General features: G+C 59.5%; 24 protein-coding genes. 11 read left to right on the top strand and 13 right to left on the bottom strand.

Annotated features, from left to right (window positions below):
- Window positions 1-12 precede the first annotated feature (12 nt).
- On the bottom strand, window positions 13-831 hold the full coding sequence (locus HF675_RS14895) for a siderophore-interacting protein (protein ID WP_187043310.1): 819 nt from the start codon (window positions 829-831) through the stop codon (window positions 13-15).
- 375 nt (window positions 832-1,206) lie between these two features.
- Between HF675_RS14895 and HF675_RS14890 the strand changes: the two genes are divergently transcribed.
- Both HF675_RS14890 and cbl read left to right on the top strand, forming a co-directional pair.
- The gene (locus HF675_RS14890; protein WP_105230611.1) at window positions 1,207-1,884 is read left to right on the top strand and encodes a gamma-glutamylcyclotransferase; all 678 of its coding nucleotides are present in this window, start codon (window positions 1,207-1,209) and stop codon (window positions 1,882-1,884) included.
- Between the two features lie 260 nt (window positions 1,885-2,144).
- On the top strand, window positions 2,145-3,098 hold the full coding sequence (cbl, locus tag HF675_RS14885; protein WP_105230612.1) for an HTH-type transcriptional regulator Cbl: 954 nt from the start codon (window positions 2,145-2,147) through the stop codon (window positions 3,096-3,098).
- A gap of 47 nt (window positions 3,099-3,145) precedes the next feature.
- Here cbl and HF675_RS14880 read toward each other — a convergent pair whose 3' ends face one another.
- The 4 genes from HF675_RS14880 to HF675_RS14865 all read right to left on the bottom strand — a co-directional run bounded on the left by HF675_RS14880 (window position 3,146) and on the right by HF675_RS14865 (window position 8,653).
- Window positions 3,146-3,943 carry a DNA/RNA non-specific endonuclease gene (locus tag HF675_RS14880; protein ID WP_187043309.1) on the bottom strand — a complete coding sequence of 266 codons (798 nt, stop codon included), beginning with the start codon at window positions 3,941-3,943 and terminating at the stop codon, window positions 3,146-3,148.
- A 182-nt stretch (window positions 3,944-4,125) separates the two neighbouring features.
- Complete coding sequence (locus tag HF675_RS14875) at window positions 4,126-6,120, bottom strand: choline BCCT transporter BetT (protein WP_105230614.1); 1,995 nt, start codon at window positions 6,118-6,120, stop codon at window positions 4,126-4,128.
- A 325-nt stretch (window positions 6,121-6,445) separates the two neighbouring features.
- On the bottom strand, window positions 6,446-7,906 hold the full coding sequence (locus HF675_RS14870) for a TrkH family potassium uptake protein (RefSeq protein ID WP_105230615.1): 1,461 nt from the start codon (window positions 7,904-7,906) through the stop codon (window positions 6,446-6,448).
- Window positions 7,907-8,032: 126 nt separating this feature from the next.
- On the bottom strand, window positions 8,033-8,653 hold the full coding sequence (locus tag HF675_RS14865; RefSeq protein WP_187043308.1) for a LysE family translocator: 621 nt from the start codon (window positions 8,651-8,653) through the stop codon (window positions 8,033-8,035).
- A gap of 69 nt (window positions 8,654-8,722) precedes the next feature.
- On the opposite strand from HF675_RS14865, the gene HF675_RS14860 reads away from it, so the two are divergent.
- Complete coding sequence (locus HF675_RS14860) at window positions 8,723-9,649, top strand: LysR family transcriptional regulator (RefSeq protein WP_105230617.1); 927 nt, start codon at window positions 8,723-8,725, stop codon at window positions 9,647-9,649.
- Here HF675_RS14860 and HF675_RS14855 read toward each other — a convergent pair.
- On the bottom strand, window positions 9,646-10,221 hold the full coding sequence (locus tag HF675_RS14855; RefSeq protein WP_105230618.1) for a helix-turn-helix domain-containing protein: 576 nt from the start codon (window positions 10,219-10,221) through the stop codon (window positions 9,646-9,648). The genes HF675_RS14860 and HF675_RS14855 overlap by 4 nt on opposite strands.
- Before the next feature lie 77 nt (window positions 10,222-10,298).
- On the opposite strand from HF675_RS14855, the gene HF675_RS14850 reads away from it, so the two are divergent.
- Window positions 10,299-11,213, top strand: coding sequence for a DMT family transporter (locus tag HF675_RS14850; RefSeq protein WP_187043307.1), 915 nt, complete (start codon window positions 10,299-10,301; stop codon window positions 11,211-11,213).
- Between the two features lie 46 nt (window positions 11,214-11,259).
- Here the strand turns inward: HF675_RS14850 and cycA are convergent, their stop codons facing one another.
- Window positions 11,260-12,660: a D-serine/D-alanine/glycine transporter gene (cycA, locus tag HF675_RS14845; protein ID WP_105230620.1), complete on the bottom strand. Its 1,401-nt coding sequence runs from the start codon at window positions 12,658-12,660 to the stop codon at window positions 11,260-11,262.
- Window positions 12,661-13,460: 800 nt separating this feature from the next.
- Between cycA and HF675_RS14840 the strand changes: the two genes are divergently transcribed.
- Both HF675_RS14840 and HF675_RS14835 read left to right on the top strand, forming a co-directional pair.
- On the top strand, window positions 13,461-13,808 hold the full coding sequence (locus HF675_RS14840; protein ID WP_105230621.1) for a DUF4377 domain-containing protein: 348 nt from the start codon (window positions 13,461-13,463) through the stop codon (window positions 13,806-13,808).
- Between the two features lie 185 nt (window positions 13,809-13,993).
- Window positions 13,994-14,422, top strand: coding sequence for a universal stress protein (locus HF675_RS14835; RefSeq protein ID WP_105230622.1), 429 nt, complete (start codon window positions 13,994-13,996; stop codon window positions 14,420-14,422).
- Between the two features lie 36 nt (window positions 14,423-14,458).
- Here HF675_RS14835 and HF675_RS14830 read toward each other — a convergent pair whose 3' ends face one another.
- From HF675_RS14830 to HF675_RS14810, 5 genes are all read right to left on the bottom strand, one after another.
- Window positions 14,459-15,472: an Ldh family oxidoreductase gene (locus HF675_RS14830; RefSeq protein ID WP_187043306.1), complete on the bottom strand. Its 1,014-nt coding sequence runs from the start codon at window positions 15,470-15,472 to the stop codon at window positions 14,459-14,461.
- Between the two features lie 16 nt (window positions 15,473-15,488).
- Complete coding sequence (locus HF675_RS14825) at window positions 15,489-17,054, bottom strand: APC family permease (RefSeq protein ID WP_105230624.1); 1,566 nt, start codon at window positions 17,052-17,054, stop codon at window positions 15,489-15,491.
- 37 nt (window positions 17,055-17,091) lie between these two features.
- The gene (locus HF675_RS14820; RefSeq protein WP_187043305.1) at window positions 17,092-18,681 is read right to left on the bottom strand and encodes an aldehyde dehydrogenase (NADP(+)); all 1,590 of its coding nucleotides are present in this window, start codon (window positions 18,679-18,681) and stop codon (window positions 17,092-17,094) included.
- Window positions 18,682-18,736: 55 nt separating this feature from the next.
- Window positions 18,737-19,657, bottom strand: a complete 921-nt coding sequence (locus HF675_RS14815; RefSeq protein ID WP_187043304.1) for a dihydrodipicolinate synthase family protein — start codon at window positions 19,655-19,657, stop codon at window positions 18,737-18,739.
- Between the two features lie 194 nt (window positions 19,658-19,851).
- Window positions 19,852-20,688 carry an AraC family transcriptional regulator gene (locus HF675_RS14810; protein WP_105230627.1) on the bottom strand — a complete coding sequence of 279 codons (837 nt, stop codon included), beginning with the start codon at window positions 20,686-20,688 and terminating at the stop codon, window positions 19,852-19,854.
- A 326-nt stretch (window positions 20,689-21,014) separates the two neighbouring features.
- Here HF675_RS14810 and HF675_RS14805 point away from each other — a divergent pair, with 326 nt between their 5' ends.
- Genes HF675_RS14805 through HF675_RS14785 form a run of 5 tightly spaced genes read left to right on the top strand, consistent with a single transcriptional unit; the run spans window position 21,015 to window position 24,774 of the window.
- Window positions 21,015-21,965 carry a 4-hydroxyproline epimerase gene (locus HF675_RS14805; protein ID WP_187043303.1) on the top strand — a complete coding sequence of 317 codons (951 nt, stop codon included), beginning with the start codon at window positions 21,015-21,017 and terminating at the stop codon, window positions 21,963-21,965.
- A complete protein-coding gene (locus HF675_RS14800; RefSeq protein ID WP_187043302.1) occupies window positions 21,962-23,077 on the top strand; it encodes an FAD-binding oxidoreductase in 1,116 nt (371 codons plus the stop codon). The genes HF675_RS14805 and HF675_RS14800 overlap by 4 nt, the downstream gene beginning before the upstream one ends.
- Window positions 23,074-23,322 carry a 2Fe-2S iron-sulfur cluster-binding protein gene (locus HF675_RS14795; RefSeq protein WP_105230630.1) on the top strand — a complete coding sequence of 83 codons (249 nt, stop codon included), beginning with the start codon at window positions 23,074-23,076 and terminating at the stop codon, window positions 23,320-23,322. Before HF675_RS14800 ends, HF675_RS14795 begins: the two co-directional genes overlap by 4 nt.
- The gene (locus HF675_RS14790) at window positions 23,315-24,574 is read left to right on the top strand and encodes an FAD/NAD(P)-binding oxidoreductase (RefSeq protein ID WP_187043301.1); all 1,260 of its coding nucleotides are present in this window, start codon (window positions 23,315-23,317) and stop codon (window positions 24,572-24,574) included. Before HF675_RS14795 ends, HF675_RS14790 begins: the two co-directional genes overlap by 8 nt.
- A 47-nt stretch (window positions 24,575-24,621) precedes the next feature.
- Window positions 24,622-24,774 carry a hypothetical protein gene (locus tag HF675_RS14785; RefSeq protein WP_172606292.1) on the top strand — a complete coding sequence of 51 codons (153 nt, stop codon included), beginning with the start codon at window positions 24,622-24,624 and terminating at the stop codon, window positions 24,772-24,774.
- A gap of 13 nt (window positions 24,775-24,787) precedes the next feature.
- Here HF675_RS14785 and HF675_RS14780 read toward each other — a convergent pair whose 3' ends face one another.
- A complete protein-coding gene (locus HF675_RS14780) occupies window positions 24,788-25,126 on the bottom strand; it encodes a hypothetical protein (protein ID WP_370446984.1) in 339 nt (112 codons plus the stop codon).
- Between the last annotated feature and the right edge of the window lie 174 nt (window positions 25,127-25,300).

Here is a 25,300-nt window from a genome sequence, read left to right as displayed (position 1 = left end):
AGGTTGAACGTATCAGGAATCAATATTGTCCATGATTTCATGGCGCGTCTCATGATAACCCTCTTCATTTAGCCCCTCACGCCAGTAAGGTACTGCATAAAGCTGATTACGCTCACATTGACGCTCGCGGCGAAGGTAGCGACGCAGGGTGACCACCAGTTGATCCTCGCCGGCCAGCCAGAAATGCGTGTGGCCGGCGGGCAGTGGCTGCGCGCAGAACTGGGTAATCAGCGCTGCGGTTTTATCGGTGCCGCCGATAATCCAGCTCAGCTCAAAACCGGCCGGTTTGCGCAGGTCGAGGGCATCGGCGCTGCTGTCGACGCGGATAAAGGCGTGTCCTTCGCTGCGCGCCGGCAGATTTTCCAGCAGGGCGGCGATGGCCGGCAGCGATGAGGGATCGCCCGCCAGACAGTAAAAGTCAGCCTCCGGCAGCATCGGTTTCGGCCCGCCGGGATTGCTGATGCCGATGATGTCGCCGGATTTGGCGTTACGGGCGAAGCTGACCGCCGGGCCGTTATGGTCGTGCATGGCGAATTCAATATCGATTTCACCCTGCTCCGGGCGAATGGCGCGTACGGAGTAGGTGCGCACCAGCGGGCGTACGGCGTCCGCCGCCCAGACCGGGCCATTTTCGGTCAGGCGCGGCAGATCGGGCTGGCTTTGCCCGGCGCGCGGCAGAAAGACTTTGATATGCGCCGCGGCGGCGTTGGCCGGGTAATACTGTAAATCGTCGGCATAAAAGGTGATGCGACGCAGGTGCGGCGTTACGTCATGAACGCGGGCAACGCTGATTAAATAGGGGGCGCGGGTGCGGGGTGCTTCGGTAGTCACGGCGTTCTCCTGTTGTCGTTGTGGCGGCAGTATACCACGACCATTGATAATGAGAATCGTTGCCAATTAATGGCGCACCGTTTGCCAAGGCCGTGGTTTACTTCCCGAATAACGTTGCGGGATATTTTGCCCGGTGGCGTTGAGCCGATATATGCGGTTTATCTGTCTGGCTGGCAAGGGGGGAAATATTATTGCTGCTGTGTACAAATACTTTTGCCGGCTAAAAAGCGCCGCAGACTTGATTGCCGCTGCGGAAAAGAATAGTGTCATTATCTGGCGGACAAATAGTGAACTAATAAAATTCCGTACAGATAGCGATATGTTTAAATCAGTGGCGAAGGGGAGCGCTGGTGCTGCTACCCGGGAGGTTGATCGGTGTTAACGCGAGATTTTCTGCAACAGGCAGATTGCAAAACGGCATTTGGTACGATTGAAGAGACGCTGTTGCTGACGCCGGAACAGCGGGCAGAATCGCTGGCGCACACGCTGGCGCAGCGGCCGGACAGCGGCCCGGTCTGGGTCTTTGGCTACGGCTCGCTGATGTGGAACCCGATTTTTGAAGCGGAAGAGGTGCAGCCCGCTACCCTGCAGGGCTGGCACCGGGCGTTCTGTCTGCGCCTGACCGCCGGGCGCGGCACCCAGCATCAGCCCGGGCGCATGCTGGCGTTGAAAGCCGGCGGGGAGACAAGCGGCCTGGCTTTCCGCCTGCCGGAAGCGCATCTGGATGACGAGCTGGCGCTGCTGTGGAAACGTGAAATGGTGACCGGCTGTTATCTGCCGACCTGGTGTGAACTGGCGCTGGACGGCGGCCGGAAGATCACCGCGCTGGCGTTTGTGATGGACGCGCAACATCCGCTGTTTGAAGCGGACACCTGTCATCAGGTGGTCACGCCGCTGATTGCCAGCGCCAGCGGCCCGCTGGGCACCAACGCCCAGTATCTGTTTGCGCTCGACCGCGAATTGAAAAACCACGGCATGCGTGATGACGCCATTGGCGAGCTGGCCAGCAGCGTGCGTCAGTGGCTGCAGCAGCATACGCCGGTTGCCGGCTGAAGCGACGACGCGTTTGATTATATCCAATCTCTATATTTAATAACCATCAGCAAGGGCGGTAAATAAACCGCCCTTTATTTATGGTTATCTATCCCGTTATTTTTCCTGACTTTTTATTGCCCTCGTTTTTTACACCGACAGGATGCGGCGTTTGCTTGGCGACTTATCGTGAAAAAGCATAACTAAAGATTATTTCTTATTTGTGAGCCTGCCGCCGTCCCCGTATCAATATTGGGAAATCGTGTGCAATGGGGGACAGGATGAATTTCCAACAATTAAAAATTATTCGGGAATCGGCCCGTCGTAATTACAATCTGACCGAAGTGGCCAATACCTTATTTACTTCGCAGTCGGGGGTCAGTCGGCATATTCGCGAGCTGGAAGAAGAGTTGGGCATCGAAATATTTATTCGCCGCGGAAAACGCCTGTTGGGGATGACTGAACCGGGCAAGGAATTGCTGGTGGTGGCCGAGCGTATTTTGAACGACGCCAATAATATTCGCCGGCTGGCGGATGTGTTCAGCAGCAACGACAGCGGGCAGCTGCATATCGCCACCACCCATACTCAGGCGCGCTACAGTCTGCCGCGGGTGATTAAGGAGTTCCGCACGCTGTATCCGCGCGTACGGGTGGTGCTGAATCAGGGTACGCCGGAAGAAATTGTCGCCATGCTGGCTTCCGGGGAGGCGGATATCGGCATTGCCAGCGAGCGTCTGATGAACGATGACGCGCTGGCGGCGTTTCCGTATTACCGCTGGCACCACGCAATTCTGGTGCCGGAAAACCATCCGTTGACGCAGGCAGGGCCGCTGACGCTGGAGCAGTTAAGCACCCAGCCGCTGATTACCTACCGGCAGGGGATTACCGGGCGTTCACGCCTTGATGCGGCATTTAAGGCGGCGGGGCTGACGCCGGACATCGCCCTCAGCGCGCAGGATTCCGACGTAATTAAAACCTATGTGGAGCTGGGACTGGGGGTAGGAGTGCTGGCCGATATGTCGTACGAGAAAGAGCGCGATCGCGGGCTGGTCAGCCTCAATGCCGAACACCTGTTTGAGCCGAATACCGTCTGGCTGGGGCTTAAGCGCAGCCAGCTGCAGCGCAACTACGCCTGGCGTTTTATTCAGCTGTGCAATCCGACGCTGACGCTGACGGAGATTAAAGATCAGGTGTTTTCCGCGCAGCTTGAACCGGTGATTGATTACCAGATTTAAGTTTTCTGATTGGCGGGAGCATGTGCCCCCGCCGTGGTTCCGCCGGGTTAGGCCTGGCAGCCCATCAGTTCGGGCAGGACGCCCGGCTTGGCCTTCAGTTTTTCCTGTACCGTATCCGGCAGACCGGCCCATAAAATCAGGCCGCTGCGTTTTTCCACTTCGCTGACGGTGGTGCGGAACTGGCAGAAGTCAGCGTCGCGCGGGGTATTCTGATCAAAGATAAAGGCGGCGTAGTGGTTCACCTCCGGGCTGTTGTTGATAAAAATCACCTTCCAGTAGCCGCTGGGAATGGTGTGTGATTTGTCGGTGCCCGGCAGTTTGCCGATCTCGCGCTCATACAGCGGGCCGGTGACGGTATACACCGAACTGACGTCGGCGCGGGCGATCAGTTTGCGTTCCTGCTCTTCCAGCGCCGCCCAGGATCCCTGATTGAGCGTGGATTTTTGCGGTGTGATATTGGAGAGATAGTTCAGCGATTCCCAGTCCGACACGTTCGCCAGCGAGGCCAGCGGCGCCTGATGGCCGCGATCCACCTGCAGCGCGGCGTTGGCGCCGGTGTAGTCGGCCGGGGCCAGAGTGTCCTGCGGCTCCAGCGCGGGGTCGGTTTTCCAGCTGCGGCTTTTGCCGCTGGCCAGCGTATCTTTGGTGATGTGGTAGGCCACCCAGTTGGCGAATTTGGTGCTGCTGTTGTTATTCAGCGTGTAGGCGTGGCGCACGATTGACACGTTGGTGCTGCCGCCGGTCGGGCAGCCGACGGCGCAGTTGTCGATTGATTCGGGCGTAGCGGCGAAGGTTTGCGCGCTGACGAGTATGGCGAACAGGGAGAAAAGTTGGTTCAAACGCATGGTGGCATCCTCAAATAAGTTAAGAAATACTGTATTTATTTACAGTGTTTTTTAACCTATCGCAGCGTTATGAATACAACAATGCAACACATTGATGTTGGTGATGTGTTGTTGGGGATACATAAAAGAGAGGCGTTGAGGCGAAAAAAAACCGCCCCGGGAGGGGCGGTTGAGGTAGCGTTTTACCGTACCAGATGCAGGAAGTGCAGGTGCTTCTCATACTGGTCGAGAATATCGTGGATGATCTGTTCTTGCGTCCAGCCCATCACGTCATAATCCTGGCCGCCTTCCTTCAGGTGGATTTCCGCACGGTAGTACTTGTGCTCTTCGTCCCGCTCTTCATCGTTCAGCCCCGCCAGGGCGAAGGCCGGCTGAATATAGGCGCGCAGACGCACTTCATACACAAAGTTCAGGTCGTCGCCTAAATCCACTTCAAAGCGAATACGGTCGTCCTGCGAGTCGTCGATGGAGGATTCGGTGCTCTGTTTTACCAGCTCGGCTTCCACCAGCGTCATCGCCGGGTGCACCACTTCGCTGACAAAGCGCTTCACGTGCGAGCGTTTCGGGAAGTAGGCGATATTGCGCAGGCGTCGCTGCCAGGAGATCGGGTTGCGCGCAGCGGTCGGTGCGATGGTGGTGGTGGTCTGGCTGTCGCGCTTATGGGCGTCGACCCGCAGCGCTTTCAGCAGCCCGTAAATCGAGATCAGCAGGATGATGGAGAACGGCAGGGCGCTGGCGATGGTGACCGTCTGCAGCGCGCTCAGGCCGCCGGCAACCAGCAGTGCAATCGCCACTACGCCCATCAGCGCGGCCCAGAAGATACGCTGCCAGATTGGCGTTTTGTCGGAACCGCCCGAAGCCAGCGTATCAACCACCATAGCGCCGGAGTCCGCCGAGGTGACGAAGAACACCACCACCATCGCCATGGCGATAAACGACAGGATATTGGCGAACGGGAAGTGCTCAAGGAAGTTAAACAGCGCCAGCGAGACGTCGGTCTGCACCGTTGTCGCCAGATCGCGCGCACCTTCAGCCATAATCAGATGGATGGCGCTATTGCCGAAGAAGGTCATCCACAGCAGGGTGAAGCCGGCCGGAACAAACAGCACGCCGGTAACGAATTCGCGGATGGTGCGGCCGCGGGAAACGCGGGCGATAAACATACCGACAAACGGCGACCAGGAGAGCCACCAGCCCCAGTACAGCAGCGTCCAGCCACCCAGCCAGTTGCTGGATTTCGGTTCGTAAGCGTACAGGTTAAAGGTTTTGCTGACGATTTCAGACAGGTAGCCGCCGGTATTTTCCACAAAGGATTTCAGCAGCAGCACGGTCGGGCCGAGGATACCGACCAGCACCAGCAGCAGGATCGCCAGGCTGAGGTTCAGTTCGGACAGGATGCGGATGCCCTTGTCCAGCCCGGATACCACCGACAGCGTCGCCAGCCCGGTGATCACCACGATCAGCACCACCTGCACCGTTTCATTGATCGGCAGGCCGAACAGATGGTTCAGGCCGGCGTTGACCTGCAGCACGCCGTAGCCCAGCGAGGTGGCGACGCCGAAAACGGTACCGATAACGGCGAAGATATCCACCGCATGGCCCAGCGGCCCGTAGATGCGGTCGCCGATAATCGGGTACAGCGCCGAGCGCAGCGTCAGCGGCAGGCCGTGACGGTAGCTGAAGAACGCCAGGATCAGCGCCACGATGGCGTAAATCGCCCAGGCGTGCAGGCCCCAGTGGAAGAAGGTCAAACGCATGGCCTGTTTTGCCGCCTCCACCGTTTCCGGCGTGCCGACCGGCGGAGAAAGGTAGTGCATCACCGGTTCGGCGACGCCGAAGAACATCAGGCCGATACCCATACCGGCGGAAAACAGCATGGCGAACCAGGAGACATAGCTGAAGTCCGGCTGGGCGTGATCCGGCCCCAGCTTGATGTTGCCGTAACGCGACAGGCCCAGATAGGTGACGCTGAGCAGAATCAGCGCGACCGCCAGGATGTAGAACCAGCTGGCGTTGGTGAATATTCCTTGTTGTAGTGCTTTGAATTTACGATCGGCCAGCTCGGGATAGAGCGCGGCAAACGCCACCAGGACGATGATCAGTGCGGCGGAAATGAAAAATACCGGAGGATTGATATGGCTACGACGTGCCACGTTTTCAGTGTCGTTTTGGCTCATAGAATACCTTCTAGTCCGTTAGGGAGTGATATCCCCTTTATGCTTGAAACTGCATCTGTGTTGCCGACGGTTGCACCCAAATTATTGCTTCATTGAGATGCGCTCCCTTACCGTCGTGATGCAAGTCCAAATTATCTGGGATAAAGCGAGTAGTTGGAAATAACAACTCCAGAGAAAATAGCGTGAGTACGCCAGAAAAATAGTGCTGGAGGAGTATACACTAAAATTGACATAACTTGAATTTACGGGCTTTGAGGTTTTTTAACTTGTTGTTTTTAAATTGAAATCAAGGTTGCCTGTCGACAATGCCGACAGGCGGTGGCCATTAGAAACGCCAGAAGGTGCGGGAGCATAAAATCAGAATCGGGTAAATCTCCAGGCGTCCCAGCAGCATGGCGGCGCACATCAGCCATTTGGCGGGATCGGAGAGCGTGCCGAAGCCGGCCGCCGTTTCGCCAAACCCCAGGCCCATATTGTTGATGCAGGCGGCGACGGTAGCGAACGCGGTCATCATGTCATAGCCCATCAGGTTCAGCGCCCAGACGAACAGACAGCTGAACAGCACGTACAGAAAGAAAAAGCTCCATACCGATCGCAGTACGCGATCGTGCACGGAGGCGTCGCCAACCTTGATGGTGAAAATGGCGTTGGGGTGCACCAGCTGGTTGACCTCGTGACGGCTCACTTTATACATAATCAGAAAGCGCAGCGCTTTAATCCCGCCGCAGGTTGAGCCCACGCAGCCGCCGAAGAAACTGGCGCCGAGCAGCAGCAGGATGGCGTTGGTCGGTGTTTTGGCGTAGTCGGCGGTGGCGAGGCCGTTATCGGTCATCATTGAACTGGTGAGGAAAAAGCCGTGCACCAGCGCGTCTTTGATGCCGTACATCCCGGAGCGGTACAGTTCGGCCACCACAATGGCCACGATGATGGCCAGAACCAGCAGGAAAAAGCGCAGTTCGGGATTGCGGAGGAGCGGCTTCAGGCTGCGGCGGCTGATGGCGACGAAGAACAGGGTGAAATTGATGGCCGCCAGTACGGAGAAAATGCCGCCGACCAGCTCGATCGGCGCGCTGTCGAAATAGCCCAGGCTCTCATTACGGGTGGAAAAACCGCCCAGCGACACGGTGGACAGCGCGTGACACAGGGCATCGAACCAGGGCATGCCGGCCAGGCGAAACGCCAGGGTGCACAGTAACCCGAGTCCGAGATAAATCAGCCACAGATTTTTGGCCGTATCGGCCAGGCGTGGAGTCAGACGCTCCTCTTTAAACGGGCCGGGCATTTCCGACTGATACAGTTTGGCACCGCCGATCCCCAGCAGCGGCAGCACCGCCACCGCCAGTACGATAATCCCCAAACCGCCGACAAAATTCAGCTGCGCGCGATAGTAAAGGAAAGACTTCGGCACCGAGGAGACGTCGTTCAGCACCGACGCGCCGGTAGTGGTGATGCCGGATATCCCCTCGAACATCGCATCCACCAGGCTGATGTTTATCGTATCGTCGAGCCACAGCGGCAGGGCGCTGATAATGGAAAACAGCAGCCAGAACAGCACGATGATCAAAAAGCCGTCCTGGGTGCGCAACTGCACCTTCGACTGGCGGCTACTGAACCAGCCGAGGCCGCCGACCGATGCGGCGATCACCAACGTATAGAAAAAAGAGAAGATGCTTTTTTCTTTGTAGAGCAACGCCATTAATAACGGGGGAATCATGGAAAGGCTGTAGAGAACCACCAAAAAACTGCAAAGATGAACAACAATAACCAGTTGTTTTGTTTTAACCATGCTTGCGCCCGGGTTGCCGAAGGACTGTGCGTCAACACATTGATAGAAGTAGATATAGAATAGCGCGGACGATATAAAAATATCATAAAAATTATGTTATCTGCGTTTGTCCCGGCGCGGGTAGCGTCAGCGGCTCAGGTTACTCAGCGCCAGCAGCGCGCCGAACGTGATTAACAGCCCGCCGAACAGACGGTCGATGCCGCTGCGCAGGCGCAGAAAACGCGTGCTGATGGCCGGGGAGGAAAAGAACAGCGCCACGGCGCCAAACCACAGTATATGCGTCACCGAGATAAACAGCCCGTAACCGATCTGCACCGTCAGTGAGCTTTGCGGGTTAACCACCTGCATAAACAGACTGACGATGAAAATGGTGGTTTTGGGGTTCAGCACATTGGTCAGAAACCCGGTTTTCAGTGCGCGCCATTCACCGATGTTGTGCGCAGGCGTTGCGGCGGGAGCCGGCGCCGTCGCCGCATGACGATACATCTGCAGGCCGAGATAAATCAGGTAGGCCGCGCCGATAAATTTCAGCACGGTGAATAGCCACAGCGAACGCTGAATCAACAGGCCGACGCCAACCAGCGTATATCCCACATGGACCAGTACGCCAAGACCGATACCCAGCGCGCAGTAGAGTCCGGAGGCGCGTGAGCCGGTCAGGCTGTTGCGCGATACCATGGCGAAATCCGGGCCGGGGCTGATAACGGCGAGTAAAGTCAGGGTGACGACGGCAATAAGTTCAGTCATAGTGAGCCTGTATAAGTTATTGATCGGACAGGGCTGCATTGTTGAACGTCGCGGACAGGGAGACAAACGATGAAAACTGACGATATCGGTGAGTCTACCTCACGCAAAATCGGCAGAAATATTTCGCTGGGAGGGCTGCGTTGCTTTGAGGCGGCGGCCAGGCTGGAAAGCTTCACTCTGGCGGCGCATAGCCTGAGCCTGACCCATGGCGCCATCAGCCGGGCGGTGAGGGGGCTAGAGAATGAACTGGGGCTGGCGCTGTTCGAGCGGCGTCACCGCCGGGTCTATCTGACGGCGGCCGGACGTAAACTGTGGCAGGCTACCCAGCAGGCGTTCGATATTCTTGAACAGAGCGTGCAAGAACTGTATCAGCAGGCGCAAAACGCACCTATTGTGCTCTCCTGTGAGCCGACGCTGCTGATGCGCTGGCTGATTCCGCGCATACCGGAGTTTCTGCGCGCCCATCCGGCGATGCATATACAGCTGGTGGCCGGCGGCGGGGCGGTGACTTTTCAGGATGGCATTACGCTGGCGATTCGGCGCAATGATTTTGACTGGGGAGCGAATGTACACAGCATCCCGCTGTTTAGTGAAAAAATTGGCCCGGTGTGCAAGCCGGAAATGCTGACGCATTTTATTGAAGGCAGCCAGGTAGAGCCGCGTTTGCGCCACGATGCGGCGCTGTTGCAAACCGCCACCCGTCCCAACGCCTGGGCAGATTGGGCGCAGGCGCAGGGGATATCGATTGAGGGTATGCCACAGCAGCGTTTTGAGCATTTTTACTTCAGCCTGCAGGCGGCGGTCGCCGGGCTGGGCGTGGCGATCGGGCCGTGGCAGCAGGTACGTGACGATATCAGCGCCGGGCTGCTGGCGGCGCCGTTTGGTTTTCGCCACGACGGCAGCGGCTACAGCCTGCTAATGCCGCAGCCGGTGGCACCGGGCAGCGCGGTGGAAACCTTGCTGCACTGGCTGCAGGGCCAGTCGGCGGATGACTAAAAGGTTACGTTGCGGATAAAGCGTAAAGGGCTTTCGCCGTGGTTGGCGTAAGTATACTGCTGATCGCTGTTGAAGACGTGGGTATCGCCGGCGTGTAGCGTCAGGGTTTGCTGCTCCAGCAGCAGCGTCAGGCACCCCTCAATGACATAAACGATCTCGCGCCAGCCTTCGGCATCGGGCTGTGAGTGATACTGCTCGTGCGGCATCAGCGTCCATTGCCACAGCTCTACCCGCTGACGCGCCGGCACGCTGGCGGTAAAAATCGCCTGGCTGGCCGCCTGCTCGCCTTGCCAGGCCAGTTCGCCGACCAGATGGCTGCCGCGCGCCGCCGGCGCCTGAATCAGATCGCTGAAAGTGACCCCGAGCGCCGCCGCCAGCTTATCCAACACCGCCAGGCTGACGTTGCGCTCACCGGATTCAATGCCTGCCAGCATACGGCGGCTGACGCCGGACTGCGTCGCCAGCGCCATTTGACTCAGCCCCGCCTGCTGACGATAACCGCGCACGTTGCTGCTGAGGTATTGCAGCACCTGGGGAGCGTCGGGTTTACCATTGTGCACTATATTGCTCATTTTTCCGTGATGTCTCATACTGGCAGGATCTGTGCATTATATTGCACGTTGTGTTGATCAAGGGCAAGTCGACATCTATGAGCAAAACATCTTCTACTTCAGGCCTGTTGCTGAAAATCAGGCCGCAGGAAGCGATCCTGATTGTTATTACCATGATCTGGGGCGGTACGTTCCTGGCGATTCATTACGCCATGACGGTTAGCGGCCCGTTCTTTTTTGTCGGGCTGCGTTTTGGCGCAGCCGCACTGGCGTTAATACTGTTTTCATTGAACAGCCTGCGCGGGCTGACCTGGTATGAATGCAAGGCCGGGATGCTGATCGGGGTGACGATTGCGGTGGGCTACAGCCTGCAGAGTATTGGCTTGCAGACCATCAGCAGCAGCCAGTCGGCGTTTATCACCGCGATGTATGTGCCGATGGTGCCGCTGCTGCAGTGGCTGGTGCTCAAGCGTTTTCCGGGCGTCATGGCGTGGATCGGCATTGTGCTGGCCTTCAGCGGCCTGATGCTGCTGGCCGGGCCGAACGGCAGCGAAGTCAGCTTTAGCCTGGGAGAGACCGTTACGCTGATCAGCACCGTGGCGGTGGCGGCGGAAATCATACTTATCAGCGCCTATGCCGGGAAGGTGAACGTCAAACGGGTGACCGTGGTTCAGCTGGCGACCGCATCGCTGCTCTCTTTTATGATGATGCTGCCGAGCGGCGAAAAGGTGCCGGCCTATTCCGATTATTTACTGTACTGCGCCGTCGGTCTTGGGATCGCCAGCGCCCTGATTCAGCTCACCATGAACTGGGCGCAGCGCAGTATTTCGCCAACGCGGGCGACGGTCATTTACGCCGGTGAACCGGTGTGGGCCGGCGTGGTGGGGCGCATTGCCGGTGAGCGTCTGCCGGGAGCGGCGCTGTTGGGCGGGGCGTTGATCGTGCTGGGGGTGATCGTCAGCGAATTGCGTATTCGACGGAAGAAAAAGCGCGAGGCGCTGGCGGAGAGTTAGAGCAGGACAGAATCAGGGGAGGCTAAGCCTCCCCTTTCAGTCAGTGTCAGGCTGCTTTTTTGTTGCGCGCCATCAGGTAGCCGATGCCCAGCAGCACGAACCACAGCGGGGTGGCCATCAGCGCCTGGCGCGTGTCGTCCTGCAGGGTCAGCAGCACCAGAACGAAGGCAAAGAATGCCATGCATACCCAGCACATCAGCTTGCCGGCCGGCATTTTGTAAATCGACTTTTGGTGCAGTTGCGGACGTCGCTTGCGGTACACCAGGTACGAACACAGGATTATCGTCCAGACAAACATGAACAGGATGGCGGAGACGGTGGTGACCAGGGTAAATACCGTCATCACGTTCGGGATCAGGTAAATCAGCACCACGCCGCCCAGCAGACAGATACAGGAGAAAGTCAGGCCGTTGGCCGGCACCGCGCGCTTGGACAGGTTGGCGAACGATTCCGGCGCGTCACCCTGTTGCGCCAGGCCGTACAGCATACGGCTGGTGGAGAAGACGCCGCTGTTGGCGGATGAAGCCGCAGAGGTCAGCACCACGAAGTTAATCACGCTGGCCGCCGCCGGCAGGCCGACCAGCATAAACAGCTCGACGAACGGGCTCTTGTCAGCCACCACGGAACTCCACGGCGTCACGGACATGATGACGATCAGTGAGAACACGTAGAACATGATGATGCGCAGCGGAATGGAATTAATGGCGCGCGGCAGCGATTTTTCCGGGTCTTTGGTTTCGGCGGCGGTGGTGCCGACCAGTTCGATGCCGACAAAGGCGAAGACCGCGATCTGGAAGCCGGCGAAGAAGCCGCTGATGCCTTTCGGGAACATGCCGCCATCATTCCACAGGTGCGAGAGCGACGCGACGCTGCCGTTCGGCGACTGGAAGTGGGTGGCGATCATCACTACCCCGGTGATAATCAGGCCGATAATGGCGACGATTTTGATCATCGCAAACCAGAACTCCATCTCACCGAACATCTTCACCGTCGCCAGGTTGAGCGTCAGCAATACCAGTACGCACAGCAGCGAGACGATCCATTGCGACAGGCCGGGGAACCAGAACTGGGCATAGGCGGTGATCGCCACCACGTCGGCAATCCCGGTCACCACCCAGCAGAACCAGTAGGTCCAGCCGGTAAAGAAGCCGGCCCACGGACCGAGCAGATCGGCGGCGAAATCGCTGAAGGATTTGTACTGCAGGTTGGACAGCAGCAGCTCGCCCATCGCCCGCATCACGAAGAACAGCATAAAGCCGATGATCATATAGACGAAGATGATGGAAGGACCGGCCAGACTGATGGTCTTGCCCGAGCCCATAAACAGACCGGTGCCGATAGCGCCACCGATGGCGATCAGCTGAATATGGCGGTTGGTCAGGTTTCTGCGTAGATGATCGTCTGACGCCTCTGCGGCGTCGGCGGTAATTTTAGAGTGGTCTACCATCTGATGATGTCCTGTCTTACCTGTCATGAGTGAAATTATGAGCTCTAAATTGGCTCTTTCTTATACGTTTATCCGGCTGCCCGGTTTGAATTAAGGTAGTGTTACTAATTCACCCTTTTGCAACATGTTTACAACATTTAACGCCAAGGGGAAAGGTTGATTGTTTCTTGTACACAGGAGGTAAATCGGACCTTCAGAGGACGCAAGGTTACCTTCCGGCATAGCAAATTAACAGCCTTTGCGGGCGCTATCTTGTTGATATACCAATAGGTTAAATTTCTAGCATGAGAAAAACTAATGCGTAAAAACGTATCGCCGGCAATGGATGTCCGACGCCTTTCCACCGCCAGGTGCTGATGTTTGACGTGGCGACAGCGGAATGTGGCTTACGTCAGGCGGCGCTGGCTACGGAACGGCAGGCCGCTACAAATCATCAGCTTAGCCAATTTCTTTTAAGATCAGGCTGGCAAGAAGGCCGCAAATTTGTGCGATGCCACGCAAAATGACCGTTGCGTTTCACCGTGAATGCAGAAAGGTGATCTGGCGCAAATTTACTGCCTCGGGGAACGCATGCGCGGCTTTTTATCCCTATTTCTTGTCATGCACAAAATTTACGGCACCCGTGGTGGTGTGGCGAAATTTTAAGCAACTCAAGCATCAGGCACGACCAGATGGCTAATCTGCCTTTTGTCTTCATATCAATCTGATTGGCTGGATATGTCGTTAAATCTGGTTTTATATTTTGTTTGCAGACGAGCTATGTTGTTATCATGCCGCTTCGATCTCTGAGGAAACAAACAATGAAAAACAAATCATTAGCGCTCTTATTACTGGCTGGTCTGACCGGCTGCAGCCAGCCGTCAACGTCGCCGGAAGCGTCAGCGCCGGCCGCCGGCAAAAACGAAACCTTATACGTCAACAGCCGTCTGGTGGATTGCGTGGGCGTCGCGCCGATGAAATGCATGCAGGTGCGTCAGTCGCCGGATGCGCAGTGGGAGCTGTTTTACACCCAGATTGAAGGTTTCGAGTTTACCCCCGGCTATCGCTATAAACTGCAGGTAAACGTCAGCGAGCTGGATAATGTCCCGGCCGATGCGTCTTCGCTGCGTTATGTACTGGTCAAACAGCTGGAAAAAACCAAAGCATAAATATTGTGCCGGGGGCGGCGGTATGCGGCCTCCGGCGTGATCTTCTCGCCCGCCTTTTGTTAACGCTGCGCAGGCGGTGAAAGAGTATTAACCCCCGATCACAAAAAACCGACAAATCAATTCATCCGCATCGTCGTCAGCAGTAAGCTGGAAGCCACAGGGCTACCACCAAATAGGGATGACATATGTACCAGATGATTTTAGTACCGGTTGATCTTGAAGAGCCGCAACTGACGGACAACGCAATCAAGCATGTGGAGTATCTGGCCAAGGTTTCGGGCGCCAAGGTACACCTGTTTCATGCGTTGCCGGACGCATCGGCATTTGTCACTGCCTATTCGTTCGGCATTAAAGAATTTGAAAATCAGGCGGAAGTTAACGCGATCGACAAGCTGAAGAACATCATTTCGGAAATGGAGCTGCCGCTGGAGCGTCTGTCCTATACCATCAGTTTCGGTTCACCGCGTGATGAAGTGCTGCAGCTGGCCGACGAGATCGGCGCTGACCTGATCGTGGTCGGCTCACGGCGTCCCAGCGTGAAAACCTATCTGCTCGGCTCCAACGCTGCGGCGATCGTGCGCCATGCCAAAACCTCGGTGATGGTGGTCAGATAAGCGTAAACCCCTCTCCCGACGGGAGAGGGGGACGGTTTAACGGCACAGCGCCTCAATCTCATCGTACAGCGCCTGCGGCAGTTCGATGCCGTGCTGCTCGCTCAGCGGGCGCTGGCGAAAACGTCGTTCGCCGGGCAGCCGTGCGCCCTGTTGCCGCATATCGTTGAACAGCGTTTCAGCGTGGGCCAGGTAGGTTGCCTGCTGCTCCCCCAAAAAGCGCTGCGGATCCATGGCGATAATCAGCTCGCCGCCGTAAGGCGATGAACCGGTCTGATTATCAAACGCCAGTGACTCTTTACTGGTCATATCGCCGATTAACGGTCCGGCCAATAATTCCACCATCGCCGCCAGCGCAGAGCCTTTATGCCCGCCAAAGGTCAGCATGGCGCCGGCCAGCACGCTGGCGGCATCGGTTGATGGCCGGCCCTCTTTGTCGATTCCCCAGCCAGGCGGCAGTGGTTTGCTGGCGCGCCGGTGCAGCTCTATCTCGCCGCGCGCCGCGGCGCTGGTCGCCATATCAAACACAAAAGGCGGCTGCCCGGGGCGCGGCCAGCCAAAGGCGATAGGGTTGGTGCCGAACAGCGGCTGGCTGCCGCCGGCCGGCGTCACCCAGGCGTGGCTGGGAGTACAGGCCAGCGCCACCAGTCCTTGGTCGGTCAGCGGTTCGATATCGGCCCACAGCGCCGAGAAGTGTACGCAGTGGTTGATCGCCAGCGCGGCGATGCCGTTGTGTTTTACTTTGTCAACAAACGCCGGCAGCGCCCGGCGGTAGGCCACCAACGAAAAGGCGCCGTGGGCGTTGACCCGCATAATGGCGGGGGCGCTGTCGATAAGCTCCGGTTCGGCATCGGCGGAAACTTTCCCCATCTGCAGCGAGTGTACGCAGCCGAGAATGCGATACAGCCCGTGAGAGGCGCAGCCGTCGCGCTCTCCGGCGGTGACGTTCTGCGCCACCGCGTCGGCGTGTTCGGCGCTGAACCCGTTGCTGCGTAGTGCGCGCTGCGCTAAGTGGTAGGCCTGATCCAGCGTCAGGCGTACGCTTGCCGTCATGGTGTACCCTCCTTATTTACTCTTCTTCATCCCCGACAAAATTTGCCTGAGGTAAACAGGTATAGGCGCCCCAGTAGTAGATCGCCAATGCAATCACCGCCACCGTCAGGGTGTCCCATGGGTGGCCGATGGCGCCGATGCCGCCGAAACTGCCCAGATAGGAGACGATAATGATCAGCGCATAGAAGGCGACCAGCCACAGTGAGGAGTAAACCTGCTGGCGCAGACTGACGGCGTGTGTCGGCACCTGCTTTTTGAACAGGATATAGATAAGAAACATCAGGATCTGCAGGCCAAGCAGCCAGGAAATGGTGTTCCAGCCGGACCAGTAGACGATCAGCGCGGAAATAATAAACGACAGCGGACCGAGCACGCAGAAGCCGCGCACGAAAAACGGCCGCTGCAGATCCGGCGCGTTGCGGCGCAGCCCGGCGGCGGTAACCGGCGCGATGGCATAGCTCAGCACCAGCGCGGCGGATACTACGCCGATCAGCCGCTCCCAGGACGGGAACGGCAGCGTCCAGAAGATCGACAGCGCGAAGGTCAGCCACAGCGCCGGGCGCGGAATGCCGGATTCGCCGTCGACGCGGGTAAAAACTTTAAAAAAGGTGCCGGCGCGCGCCCAGCCGTAGACTACGCGCGGCGTGGCGTTCATGTAGATGTTGCCGGTGCCGCTGGGGGAGATAATCGCGTCGCTGACCACCAGAAACGCCAGCCAGCCCATGCCGAGCGTAATGGCGATATCGCGGTAGGGCAGCGAGAACTGCTTGCTGATGCCAGACCAGCCGCCGCTCAGCATCTCGGAGGGAATGCTGCCGAGAAAAGCCAGCTGCAGCAGGACATAGATCACCGTCGAGAGCAGTACGGAGAGGATCAGGGCGATGGGAATAGTGCGCTGCGGCTTTTGCACTTCGCTGGCTACCGAGATAATCGGCGTCAGCCCCAGATAGGCGAAAATAATGCCGCCGGCGGAAATTGCCGCCTCCACGCCGGCTGCGCCGTAAGGGGCGAAGCCCTGACTGTGCAGATTTTCCGGCTTAAAGAAGGTAAACAGCACCACTATCACCAGCAGCGGCACCAGGAATTTCAGAATACTGATGAAGTTGTTGGATTTGGCGAAGGTCTTCACGCTGTAATAGTTGAGCGCGAAGAACAGGCACAGCAAGAGCAACTGCACCAGCCAGCCGAGCAGCGTGGGATCGCCCGAATCCGGCTGGCTGAGGAAGGGAAACCAGGCGGCGGCGTACTGGCGGGCGGCGACGATTTCAATCGAGATCAGGCTGGAGAAGGCGATCAGCGTGATAAAGCCGAGCAGGTAGCCCATCAGCTCGCCGTGAGAAAATACCGGATAGCGGATGATGCCGCCGGCGCGCGGCAGCGCCGCGCCCAGTTCGCAATAGACAATGCCGAGCAGCAGCACCGCCAGCCCGCCGATCAGCCAGGAATAGATCCCCGCCGGGCCGGCGATGGATGAGACGTGGCTGGCGGCGAACAGCCAGCCGGAGCCAAAAATGGCGCCCAGGCCGATAAATGTCAGATCGGTGAGCGTCAGCTGCTTCTTGAATTTACCCTGTGTGGTCATGGTGGCTACCCTTTTATTATCTCATTGCAGGTGCGGTTCACAGCGGATCGCGCCGGTAAACGCCGTTTACCAGACGCAGCAAATTAAGCGGGTTTTCATCCTGCAGGGCAGGAGGCAGCAGCGACGGCGGCGCATTTTGCAGACAGACCGGTCGCATAAAACGCTCGATCGCCAGCGTGCCGACCGAGGTGCCGCGGGCGTCGCTGGTGGCGGGGTAAGGCCCGCCGTGCACCATGGCGTCGCAAACTTCCACCCCGGTGGGGTAGCCGTTAAACAGCACCCGCCCGGCTTTATGCGTTAAACAGGCCAGCAGCGGCGCGGCGGCGGTCAGGTCGGCGTCATCGGCCAGCAGAGTGGCGGTCAGTTGCCCTTGCAGCGCGTTCAGCGCCTGCTGCAGCTGTTGCTCGTCGTCCAGCGCCGCCACGATGGCGACCGGGCCAAACACCTCTTCCTGCAGCCGCGCATCCGCCGTCAACAGCAGCCGGCCTTCCGCCTGATACAGCTGCGCGCAGGCCTGATGGCCAGGGGCGTCACGCCGGCCGGCCAGGTGCGCGATGCCTGGATGCTGTTCCAGTTCGTTCAGCCCCTGATGATAATGGTGCAAAGTGGCGGTATTGAGCATGGTCTGCGGTTCGGCCGCTTCGATCTGTTGACTCAGCGCGGTGATAAATTGTTCAAGTGCCGGACTGCGCACGCCGAGGATCAAACCGGGCTTGGTGCAGAACTGGCCGCAGCCCAGAGTAACCGACGCCGCCAGCTGCTGTGCGATTTGCCGTCCGCGCTGCGCCAGCGCCTGCGGCAGCACGATCACCGGGTTGATGCTCGACATCTCGGCGAACACCGGGATCGGCTGCGGGCGCTGCTGTGCCAGATCGAACAGCGCGCGGCCCCCTTTGAGCGATCCGGTAAAGCCGACCGCCTGAATGGCCGGATGCTGCACCAGCTCGGCGCCGATACGATCGCCGAAGATCATATTGAACACCCCGGCGGGCATCTGTTGCTGTGCTACCGCACGTTCGATCGCCTGTGCGATCAGCTCTGCGGTGGCCATATGGCCGCCGTGCGCTTTAAACACCACCGGACAACCGGCGGCCAGCGCGGCAGCGGTATCGCCGCCAGCAGTGGAGAACGCCAGCGGGAAATTGCTGGCGCCGAATACCGCCACCGGGCCGATGGCGGTGCGGTACTGACGTAAATCCGGGCGCGGTAGCGGCGTGCGTTCCGGCTGGGCGCTGTCAATCCGCGCGCCGATAACGTCGCCACGGCGCAGCAGTTCGGCGAACAGCCGCATTTGGCCGCTGGTGCGGGCGCGTTCACCCTGCAGGCGCGCCGGCGGCAGAGCGGTTTCCTGCTGGACGACGGTAAAAAAGTCATCATCCAGCGCATCAAGTTGATCGGCAATGGTGTCAAGGAAGGACGCGCGCTGCTGGCTGCTGGTCTGCGCGTAGGCAATAAACGCTGATTGTGCCGCGAGTGCGGCGCAAGCGGCCTCGTGCCGACTGGCCTGATGGAAGCGATAGCCGGTGGGCTGACCGTTATCGGCACGCAGGCTGACAAGTTCGGCCGTGCCGCTGGCGACGCGGCGGCCGCCGATAAACTGCTTTCCGCTGAGGGTGGTGATAGGCATAGTGTCCCCGCTGTGGTTGCGGCGCCCCTGAATGCGGCAAGGGGCGCGTCAGGATTTACAGACCGACGTCCGGCAGCGCCGGACGCTGCGCCAGCGCCTGTTCGATGATGGCGACCACCTGCTGACGGGTTTCGCCCTCCAGCGCCAGACGCGGCGGGCGGGTGACCGCGCTGCCGCGGCCGACCAGCTCTTCACACAGCTTGATGCACTGCACCAAATCCGGCCGGGCGTCGAGGTGCAGCAGCGGCATAAACCAGCGGTACAGCGCCAGCGCCTCGTCAAAACGTTTTTGCTTCGCCAGCCGGAACAGCGTTTCCCCCTCGCGCGGGAAGGCGTTGGACATACCGGAAATCCAGCCTTCGGCGCCGACGGCGATACTTTCCACCACCACATCGTCCAGCCCGGCGAACAGCACAAAGCGGTCGCCGACCGTGTTGCGCAGATCGATAAAGCGGCTGGTATCGCCGGAGGAGTCTTTGAAACAGACGATGTTGTCGCAGTCCGCCAGCGAGATCAGGATCTCCGGCGTGACGTCGTTTTTATAAATCGGCGGGTTGTTGTAGACCATAATCGGCAGATCGGTGGCGGCGGCGACGCTGCGGAAATGCGCGGCGGTTTCGTGCGGTTTGGACGAATACACCAGGGCCGGCATCACCATAATACCGTCGACGCCGGCTTTGGCGGCCTGCTGCGCCATATCCTGCGCAAAGGCGGTGGTGAATTCGGCGATGCCGGCAATCACCGGCACTTTGCCTCGGGCGGCGTCTTTCGCCACTTCGATCACCGCCAGTTTTTCCTGTGCGCTGAGCGAGGTGTTTTCGCCGACGCTGCCGCATACCACCAGTCCGGAGACGCCGTCGTCAACCAGGTTGCTCACCACCCGGTGGGTGGCTTCCAGATCGAGAGAAAAATCGCTGCGGAATTGGGTGCTGACCGCGGGGAACACGCCGCTCCAGTTAATGGCTTTTTGGCTCATGCTGTTTTTCCTGTCGTCGAATGTGTTAATTGATGGTGAGTTATTGGTGAAATTCGATAACAGAGTGACCGGAATCCGCGGCGACGGCTTGACGCTTTTCGCCGCCGGGCATGACGAAATCAGCACAGTAAGCGGGCACAACGCCGGCCGTCGCGGTGAACGGAAAGCCGATAAACGGCTTAATATTGATGGCTTCAGGCGTGTAATGAAGTGCGGAAATCCCGCGGCGTCGAGCCGGTCATGGCTTTGAACTGACGGCTGAAGGCGCTGTGGTCGGTATAGCCGCACTGCAGGGCAATATCGGTAATTGGCGTATCGCCGGCCAGCAACGCGCTGGCCTTTTCCAGCCGTACTTTGTGGATCATCTGGCGTGGCGTCAGGTGGAAAATACGCTTGCAGTAGCGTTCGATCTGCGCCACCGACAGCCCGGTCAACGCGGTCAGTTCCTCCAGCGCAATCTGTCTGGCGTAATGTCGGCGGATATAGTCATCCAGCGCCGCCAGCCGCTGATAGGCCGGGTGGTTGGCCTTGGCCTCCTGCAGGTCGTGCGAGATGCCCGCCATGCCGATGATTTTGCCCTGGGTATCGCACAGCGCCAGCTTTTGCGTCAGGCACCAGCCGGTTTCGCGGCCGCTGTACAGGTGCATCTCCAGCTGATCCTGAATGTGTACGCCGTGGCGCAGTACGCGCAGATCCTGCTCGGTATAGCCGGCGCCGAGCTGGGCGGGGAACACATCGGCGGAGGTTTTTCCCAGCAGCGGCGCCACCGTTTTGAACCCGCAGCGCTTTGCCAGCGTCAGGTTGGCCAGCAGATAGCGGGCCTGGGCGTCTTTCAGGAAAAACACCACGTTGGGAATGGCGTTTAACAGCGGCGCAATCAGCGCCAGGGAATTGAGAACGCTGTGCAGGCTGTGGGGGCGCTGCTGCGCCAGACCGTCGCACAGCTGGCTGAGTTTTTCGACGGCAAAATCATCGTCGGCCGCTACTGCCATCATATCGGGCGCTGGCGGGGGATTGCTGGCTAAACGCATCGCAGTACCTTTCTTGTTGGCCGCTGAATTTAACGGTTTTGGATCAATATTAACTTTTATTTAACTTGGCAAGCGCCGACCGCCAAAACTGCGGATCACCGCATAATTTTGCGCCGTCAGGCTGCCTGTGGCGGCGCAGCGAACGCTCTGGCTGATTTAGCATAAAAATAACAGCATGATAAATAAGAGATTGTTATGGTTTTCCTCTCGTCGGCCGGGCGCGACTGTGCTGATTTCGCCATGCATCGCGCCGAAATGCATCAAGCCGGCGGCGGGAGATTCGGTCAGGCTGGCGTGAAGATTTCATCAACTCGCTGGAGATTCCGATGACCGATTCCACATCCATCACCGTACTGCGGGCGATTGATTCCCACACCGGCGGTGAACCTACGCGCCTGATCGTTGATGGGTTTCCCGATCTGGGCGACGGCAGTATGGCGGAACGTAAGGCGCTGTTTGCCGAATGCCATGACCACTGGCGCAGCGCCATTATTCTTGAGCCGCGCGGCAACGACGTACTGGTTGGGGCGCTGCTGTGCCGGCCCTGCTCGCCGACGGCCAGCGCCGGCGTGATCTTTTTCAATAATACGGGCTATCTCGGCATGTGCGGCCACGGCACTATCGGCCTGATGGCGTCGCTGGCCTATCTGGGCCGCATCCGCCCCGGCGATCACCAGATTGAGACGCCGGTGGGTACGGTCAGCGCCAGGCTGCATCAGGACGGCAGCGTGACGGTGCAGAACGTGCCGGCCTACCGCTACCGCCGCGCGGTGACCATCGAGGTGCCCGGCTATGGCAGCGTCTGCGGCGATATCGCCTGGGGAGGCAACTGGTTCTTTTTGATTGCCGGGCATGGCCTGGCGGTTGAGCGCGACAATATTGACGCGCTGACCGCGTTCAGCTGGGCGGTGCGGCAGACGCTGGATCTGGAGGGCGTGCGCGGTGAAGACGGCGGCGTGATTGATCATATCGAACTGTTTGCCGATGACGAACGCGCCGACAGCCGCAATTTTGTGCTGTGCCCCGGCAAAGCCTATGACCGTTCGCCCTGCGGCACCGGCACCAGCGCCAAGCTGGCCTGCCTGGCGGCCGACGGCAAGCTGGCGCCGGGGGAGATCTGGCGTCAGGCCAGCGTTATCGGCAGCGAGTTCCGCGCCAGTTATCAGCCGTTGGCGCACGGGATCCGGCCGTCGATTCGCGGCGAAGCCTATGTGTGCGCCGACAGCCGGCTGTTGCTCGACCCGCGCGATCCCTTTGTCTGGGGGATCCGCGCATGAAATGCGCCGACGTGATTGTGGTCGGCGCCGGGATTATCGGCAGCGCCTGCGCCTGGCAACTGGCGCGGCGGGGATTGCGGGTGGCGCTGGTGGATGACGGCCGGCCGGGGGCGACCGCGGCGGGAATGGGGCACCTGGTCTGCATGGATGACAACCCGGCCGAGCTGGCGCTCTGTGCCTATTCGCTGCGCCTGTGGCGCGAGCTGGCCGCTCAGATGCCGGCGCATTGCGCCTGGCGCGGCTGCGGTACGCTGTGGCTGGCGGAACATGACGATGAGCTGGCGCTGGCGGAGCAAAAGCAGCAGCGGTTGGCCGCCGCAGAGGCGGAGAGTTATCTGCTCAGCGCCGGCGAACTGCGGCGACGTGAGCCGCTGTTGCGTCACGGCTTGGCCGGCGGGCTGCACGTTCCCGGCGACGGCATTGTATACGCGCCGAATGTGGCCCGCTGGCTGGTAGAGCAGGGGAGAGAGGCGATCGTGCGCTATCGCGACAGCGCCGTGGCGCTGGAGCCGCAGACGGTTCTACTGGCCGACGGCACGCGGCTGACGGCCGATGCGGTGCTGCTGGCGTGCGGCCTGGTGGCCAATGCGCTGCTGGCAGAGCCGCTGCTGCGGGCCAAAAAGGGGCAGTTGGCGATTACCGATCGTTATCCGCCGCAGGTCCGTCATCAACTGGTTGAACTGGGGTACGGCGCCAGTGCGCACGCCAGCGGCGGAACCTCCGTGGCGTTTAATCTGCAGGCGCGCCCCACCGGCCAGTTGCTGATCGGTTCTTCGCGTCAGTTTGATGTGCCGGACGACGTGTTGGATATGTCGCTGCTGGCGACGATGTTGCAGCGGGCGACGCAGTTTGTGCCGTCGCTGGCGCAGATGAATATCATCCGCTGCTGGACCGGCCAGCGCGCTGCGTCAGCGGACGGGCTGCCGCTGTTGGGCCCTCATCCGGTTCATGACGGCCTGTGGTTGGCGCTGGGGCATGAGGGCCTGGGCGTAACCACCGCGCTCGGCAGCGCGGCGCTTATCGCTGACCGCCTGTTGCGACAGCGCCCGGCGATTGACGATACGCCCTACCTGCCGGCCCGGCTGCTGGCGGCTGAGGAGGTTTCCGCATGAGCAAGATTGCCATCACGATCGATGGAGAGCGCTTTTGGGTCAGGGCGGGCATCAGCGTTGCGGCGGCGTTGAGTATGACGCCGCAGCCGCATTGCCGCCGTTCGGTGACCGGGCAGCCGCGCACGCCGTTTTGCGGCATGGGCATTTGTCAGGAGTGCCGCGTCAGTATTAACGGCGTCCGGCGGCTGGCCTGTCAGACGCTGTGCCAACCCGAAATGCATATTACCAGGAGCGACAATGGCTGATTTGTACGGAGAAATTGTGGTGATTGGCGCCGGCCCGGCCGGATTATCCGCCGCGTTGGCCGCCGCGCAAAGCGGTAAATCGGTGCTGCTGCTGGACGATAATCCACATCCGGGCGGGCAAATCTGGCGCGCCGGACCAGCGGTTGAACTGCCGGTTCTGGCGCGGCGCTATCGCCAGGCGGTGGCGGCGCAAAAGAATATCCGCTGGCTGCACGGCTGCAAGGTGGTGGCTTTGTGCGGCACGCGGCGACTGCTGTATGAAGATGCGCAGCACTGCGGGGTGATTGAGTATCGGCGTCTCATCTTGTGCTGTGGCGCGCGTGAACTGCTGTTGCCGTTTCCCGGCTGGACCCTGCCGGGCGTGACCGGCGCCGGCGGGTTGCAGGCGCAAATCAAACAGGGGCTGGACGTACGCGGCCAGCGGGTGGCGATTGCCGGCAGCGGCCCGCTGCTGCTGGCGGTGGCGGACACGGTGCGCAGGTCCGGCGGTAGGGTGGTGCTGTTGGCTGAACAGGCGCCGCTGCGGCGCACGGCGCGTTTTGTTGGGGAATTATGGCGCTGGCCGGGCAAGCTGCGGCAGTCCGTGCGGCTGGTTAATGCGCGTTACCGCGGCGACAGCCGCGTGCTGGCCGCCCATGGCGAATCCCGGCTGGACAGTATTGAGGTGCAAGAGCACGGACGTGTGCGCCGTCTGGCCTGCGATCGGCTGGCCTGCGGCTATGGATTGGTGCCGAATATCGAACTGGCGCTGTTGCTGGGATGTCGGATCGAACAACAGGCGGTCGCCGTTAACGCACAGCAGCAGAGCAGCGTGGCACATATTTATGCAGCGGGGGAATGCACCGGCGTCGGGGGCAGCGAACTGGCGCTGGCGGAGGGGGCGATAGCCGGCTATGCAGCCAGCGGCGCGCCGGCGCCGATGCGGGCGTTGCGGGTGCGTGAGCACTGGCAGCGTTTTGCCACCGCGGTCACGACGACGTTTCGCCTGGATCCCTCGCTAAAGTCTCTGGCGACGGCGCAAACCGTGCTGTGCCGTTGTGAAGATGTCATGCTGGGGCAGGTGGCCGGGCAGGCGGACTGGCGCAGCGCCAAACTGGCCAGCCGCTGCGGTATGGGCGCCTGCCAGGGGAAAGTCTGCGCGACGGCGGCGCGTTACCTGTTCGACTGGCCGCTGCCTCCGCCCCGGGCGCCGCTGACGCCAGCGCGCATCGAAACGTTGCTGTGCTGCATGGCGCGCGAATCCGACGTATAAAACTGCTACACTCAGGCATAATACTCCATGAAACAGGCGGATGATGAATGACTAATGCGCTGATTACACTGATATTATGCCTGTTGTTGGTGCCGCTGCTGCTATGGCTGATGGGCAAGGCATTATCGGCGGCGAAAGATAAGCCGCATGACAGCAAAAGCAAGCCGAAAACCGGTATGCCGCACGGCGACGACGAATAGGCTCAGACCGGGATTAGCCGCGCGGCCAATAGTAGACCTTTTCATACCAGCCTTTATCGTACATGCAGGATTTTATGGCGGCGTTGCGGGCATCTTTGTTGTTATCGCTGTGTAATGTGCGCAGCGTTGGCCGTGCTTCATAGCGATGTCCGTCCGGACAGGTTTTCTTGTTTTTCTTGCAGGGAACGTATTGATCGTTGTAATCGACCTCAACGTCTCTGACGACGTCGGGCGGAAATTGTTGATAGGCGCGTTCCTTGCATTTGGCATGTTCGGCCTGCCAGATTTTATTGCTGGCATCGCTGCGTTCCCACTGTACGCAGCCGGTGAGGAAAAGTGCGGGTATGATCATTAATAATCCGTATGTTTTCATTATATCCCTATTAGTTATTTTATAATCACGCACGGACCCGGTCTCGACTAAGAATATTCTTCTTCAAGGGTTGCTGACGCTGATAAAAGCGGCGTGCTATAAATGGTTACCGAACCGGCTGAGGGCACCAAGCTTGTATCGATGCGGCAGCGG

Origin of the sequence: Serratia sp. JUb9 (assembly GCF_014298095.1) — a bacterium.
In the GTDB taxonomy this organism is placed as follows: Bacteria; Pseudomonadota; Gammaproteobacteria; order Enterobacterales; family Enterobacteriaceae; genus Serratia_B; species Serratia_B rhizosphaerae.
Note: the sequence above shows the minus strand (reverse complement) of the source record. Positions and strands in the feature narration are given on the sequence as shown.

Bases quoted from the DNA above. Each gene is read 5' to 3' on its own strand.
- HF675_RS14840 (WP_105230621.1), top strand. From the start codon at position 13,461: ATGAAAAACAAATCATTAGCGCTCTTATTACTGGCTGGTCTGACCGGC.
- HF675_RS14800 (WP_187043302.1), top strand. From the start codon at position 21,962: ATGAAATGCGCCGACGTGATTGTGGTCGGCGCCGGGATTATCGGCAGC.
- HF675_RS14785 (WP_172606292.1), top strand. From the start codon at position 24,622: ATGACTAATGCGCTGATTACACTGATATTATGCCTGTTGTTGGTGCCG.
- HF675_RS14820 (WP_187043305.1), bottom strand. From the start codon at position 18,681: ATGCCTATCACCACCCTCAGCGGAAAGCAGTTTATCGGCGGCCGCCGC.
- HF675_RS14870 (WP_105230615.1), bottom strand. From the start codon at position 7,906: ATGGTTAAAACAAAACAACTGGTTATTGTTGTTCATCTTTGCAGTTTT.
- HF675_RS14850 (WP_187043307.1), top strand. From the start codon at position 10,299: ATGAGCAAAACATCTTCTACTTCAGGCCTGTTGCTGAAAATCAGGCCG.
- HF675_RS14835 (WP_105230622.1), top strand. From the start codon at position 13,994: ATGTACCAGATGATTTTAGTACCGGTTGATCTTGAAGAGCCGCAACTG.
- HF675_RS14790 (WP_187043301.1), top strand. From the start codon at position 23,315: ATGGCTGATTTGTACGGAGAAATTGTGGTGATTGGCGCCGGCCCGGCC.
- HF675_RS14875 (WP_105230614.1), bottom strand. From the start codon at position 6,120: ATGAGCCAAAACGACACTGAAAACGTGGCACGTCGTAGCCATATCAAT.
- HF675_RS14795 (WP_105230630.1), top strand. From the start codon at position 23,074: ATGAGCAAGATTGCCATCACGATCGATGGAGAGCGCTTTTGGGTCAGG.
- cbl (WP_105230612.1), top strand. From the start codon at position 2,145: ATGAATTTCCAACAATTAAAAATTATTCGGGAATCGGCCCGTCGTAAT.
- HF675_RS14780 (WP_370446984.1), bottom strand. From the start codon at position 25,126: ATGATCATACCCGCACTTTTCCTCACCGGCTGCGTACAGTGGGAACGC.
- HF675_RS14810 (WP_105230627.1), bottom strand. From the start codon at position 20,688: ATGCGTTTAGCCAGCAATCCCCCGCCAGCGCCCGATATGATGGCAGTA.
- HF675_RS14855 (WP_105230618.1), bottom strand. From the start codon at position 10,221: ATGAGCAATATAGTGCACAATGGTAAACCCGACGCTCCCCAGGTGCTG.
- HF675_RS14860 (WP_105230617.1), top strand. From the start codon at position 8,723: ATGAAAACTGACGATATCGGTGAGTCTACCTCACGCAAAATCGGCAGA.
- HF675_RS14880 (WP_187043309.1), bottom strand. From the start codon at position 3,943: ATGCGTTTGAACCAACTTTTCTCCCTGTTCGCCATACTCGTCAGCGCG.
- HF675_RS14865 (WP_187043308.1), bottom strand. From the start codon at position 8,653: ATGACTGAACTTATTGCCGTCGTCACCCTGACTTTACTCGCCGTTATC.
- HF675_RS14815 (WP_187043304.1), bottom strand. From the start codon at position 19,657: ATGAGCCAAAAAGCCATTAACTGGAGCGGCGTGTTCCCCGCGGTCAGC.
- HF675_RS14805 (WP_187043303.1), top strand. From the start codon at position 21,015: ATGACCGATTCCACATCCATCACCGTACTGCGGGCGATTGATTCCCAC.
- HF675_RS14825 (WP_105230624.1), bottom strand. From the start codon at position 17,054: ATGACCACACAGGGTAAATTCAAGAAGCAGCTGACGCTCACCGATCTG.
- HF675_RS14830 (WP_187043306.1), bottom strand. From the start codon at position 15,472: ATGACGGCAAGCGTACGCCTGACGCTGGATCAGGCCTACCACTTAGCG.
- cycA (WP_105230620.1), bottom strand. From the start codon at position 12,660: ATGGTAGACCACTCTAAAATTACCGCCGACGCCGCAGAGGCGTCAGAC.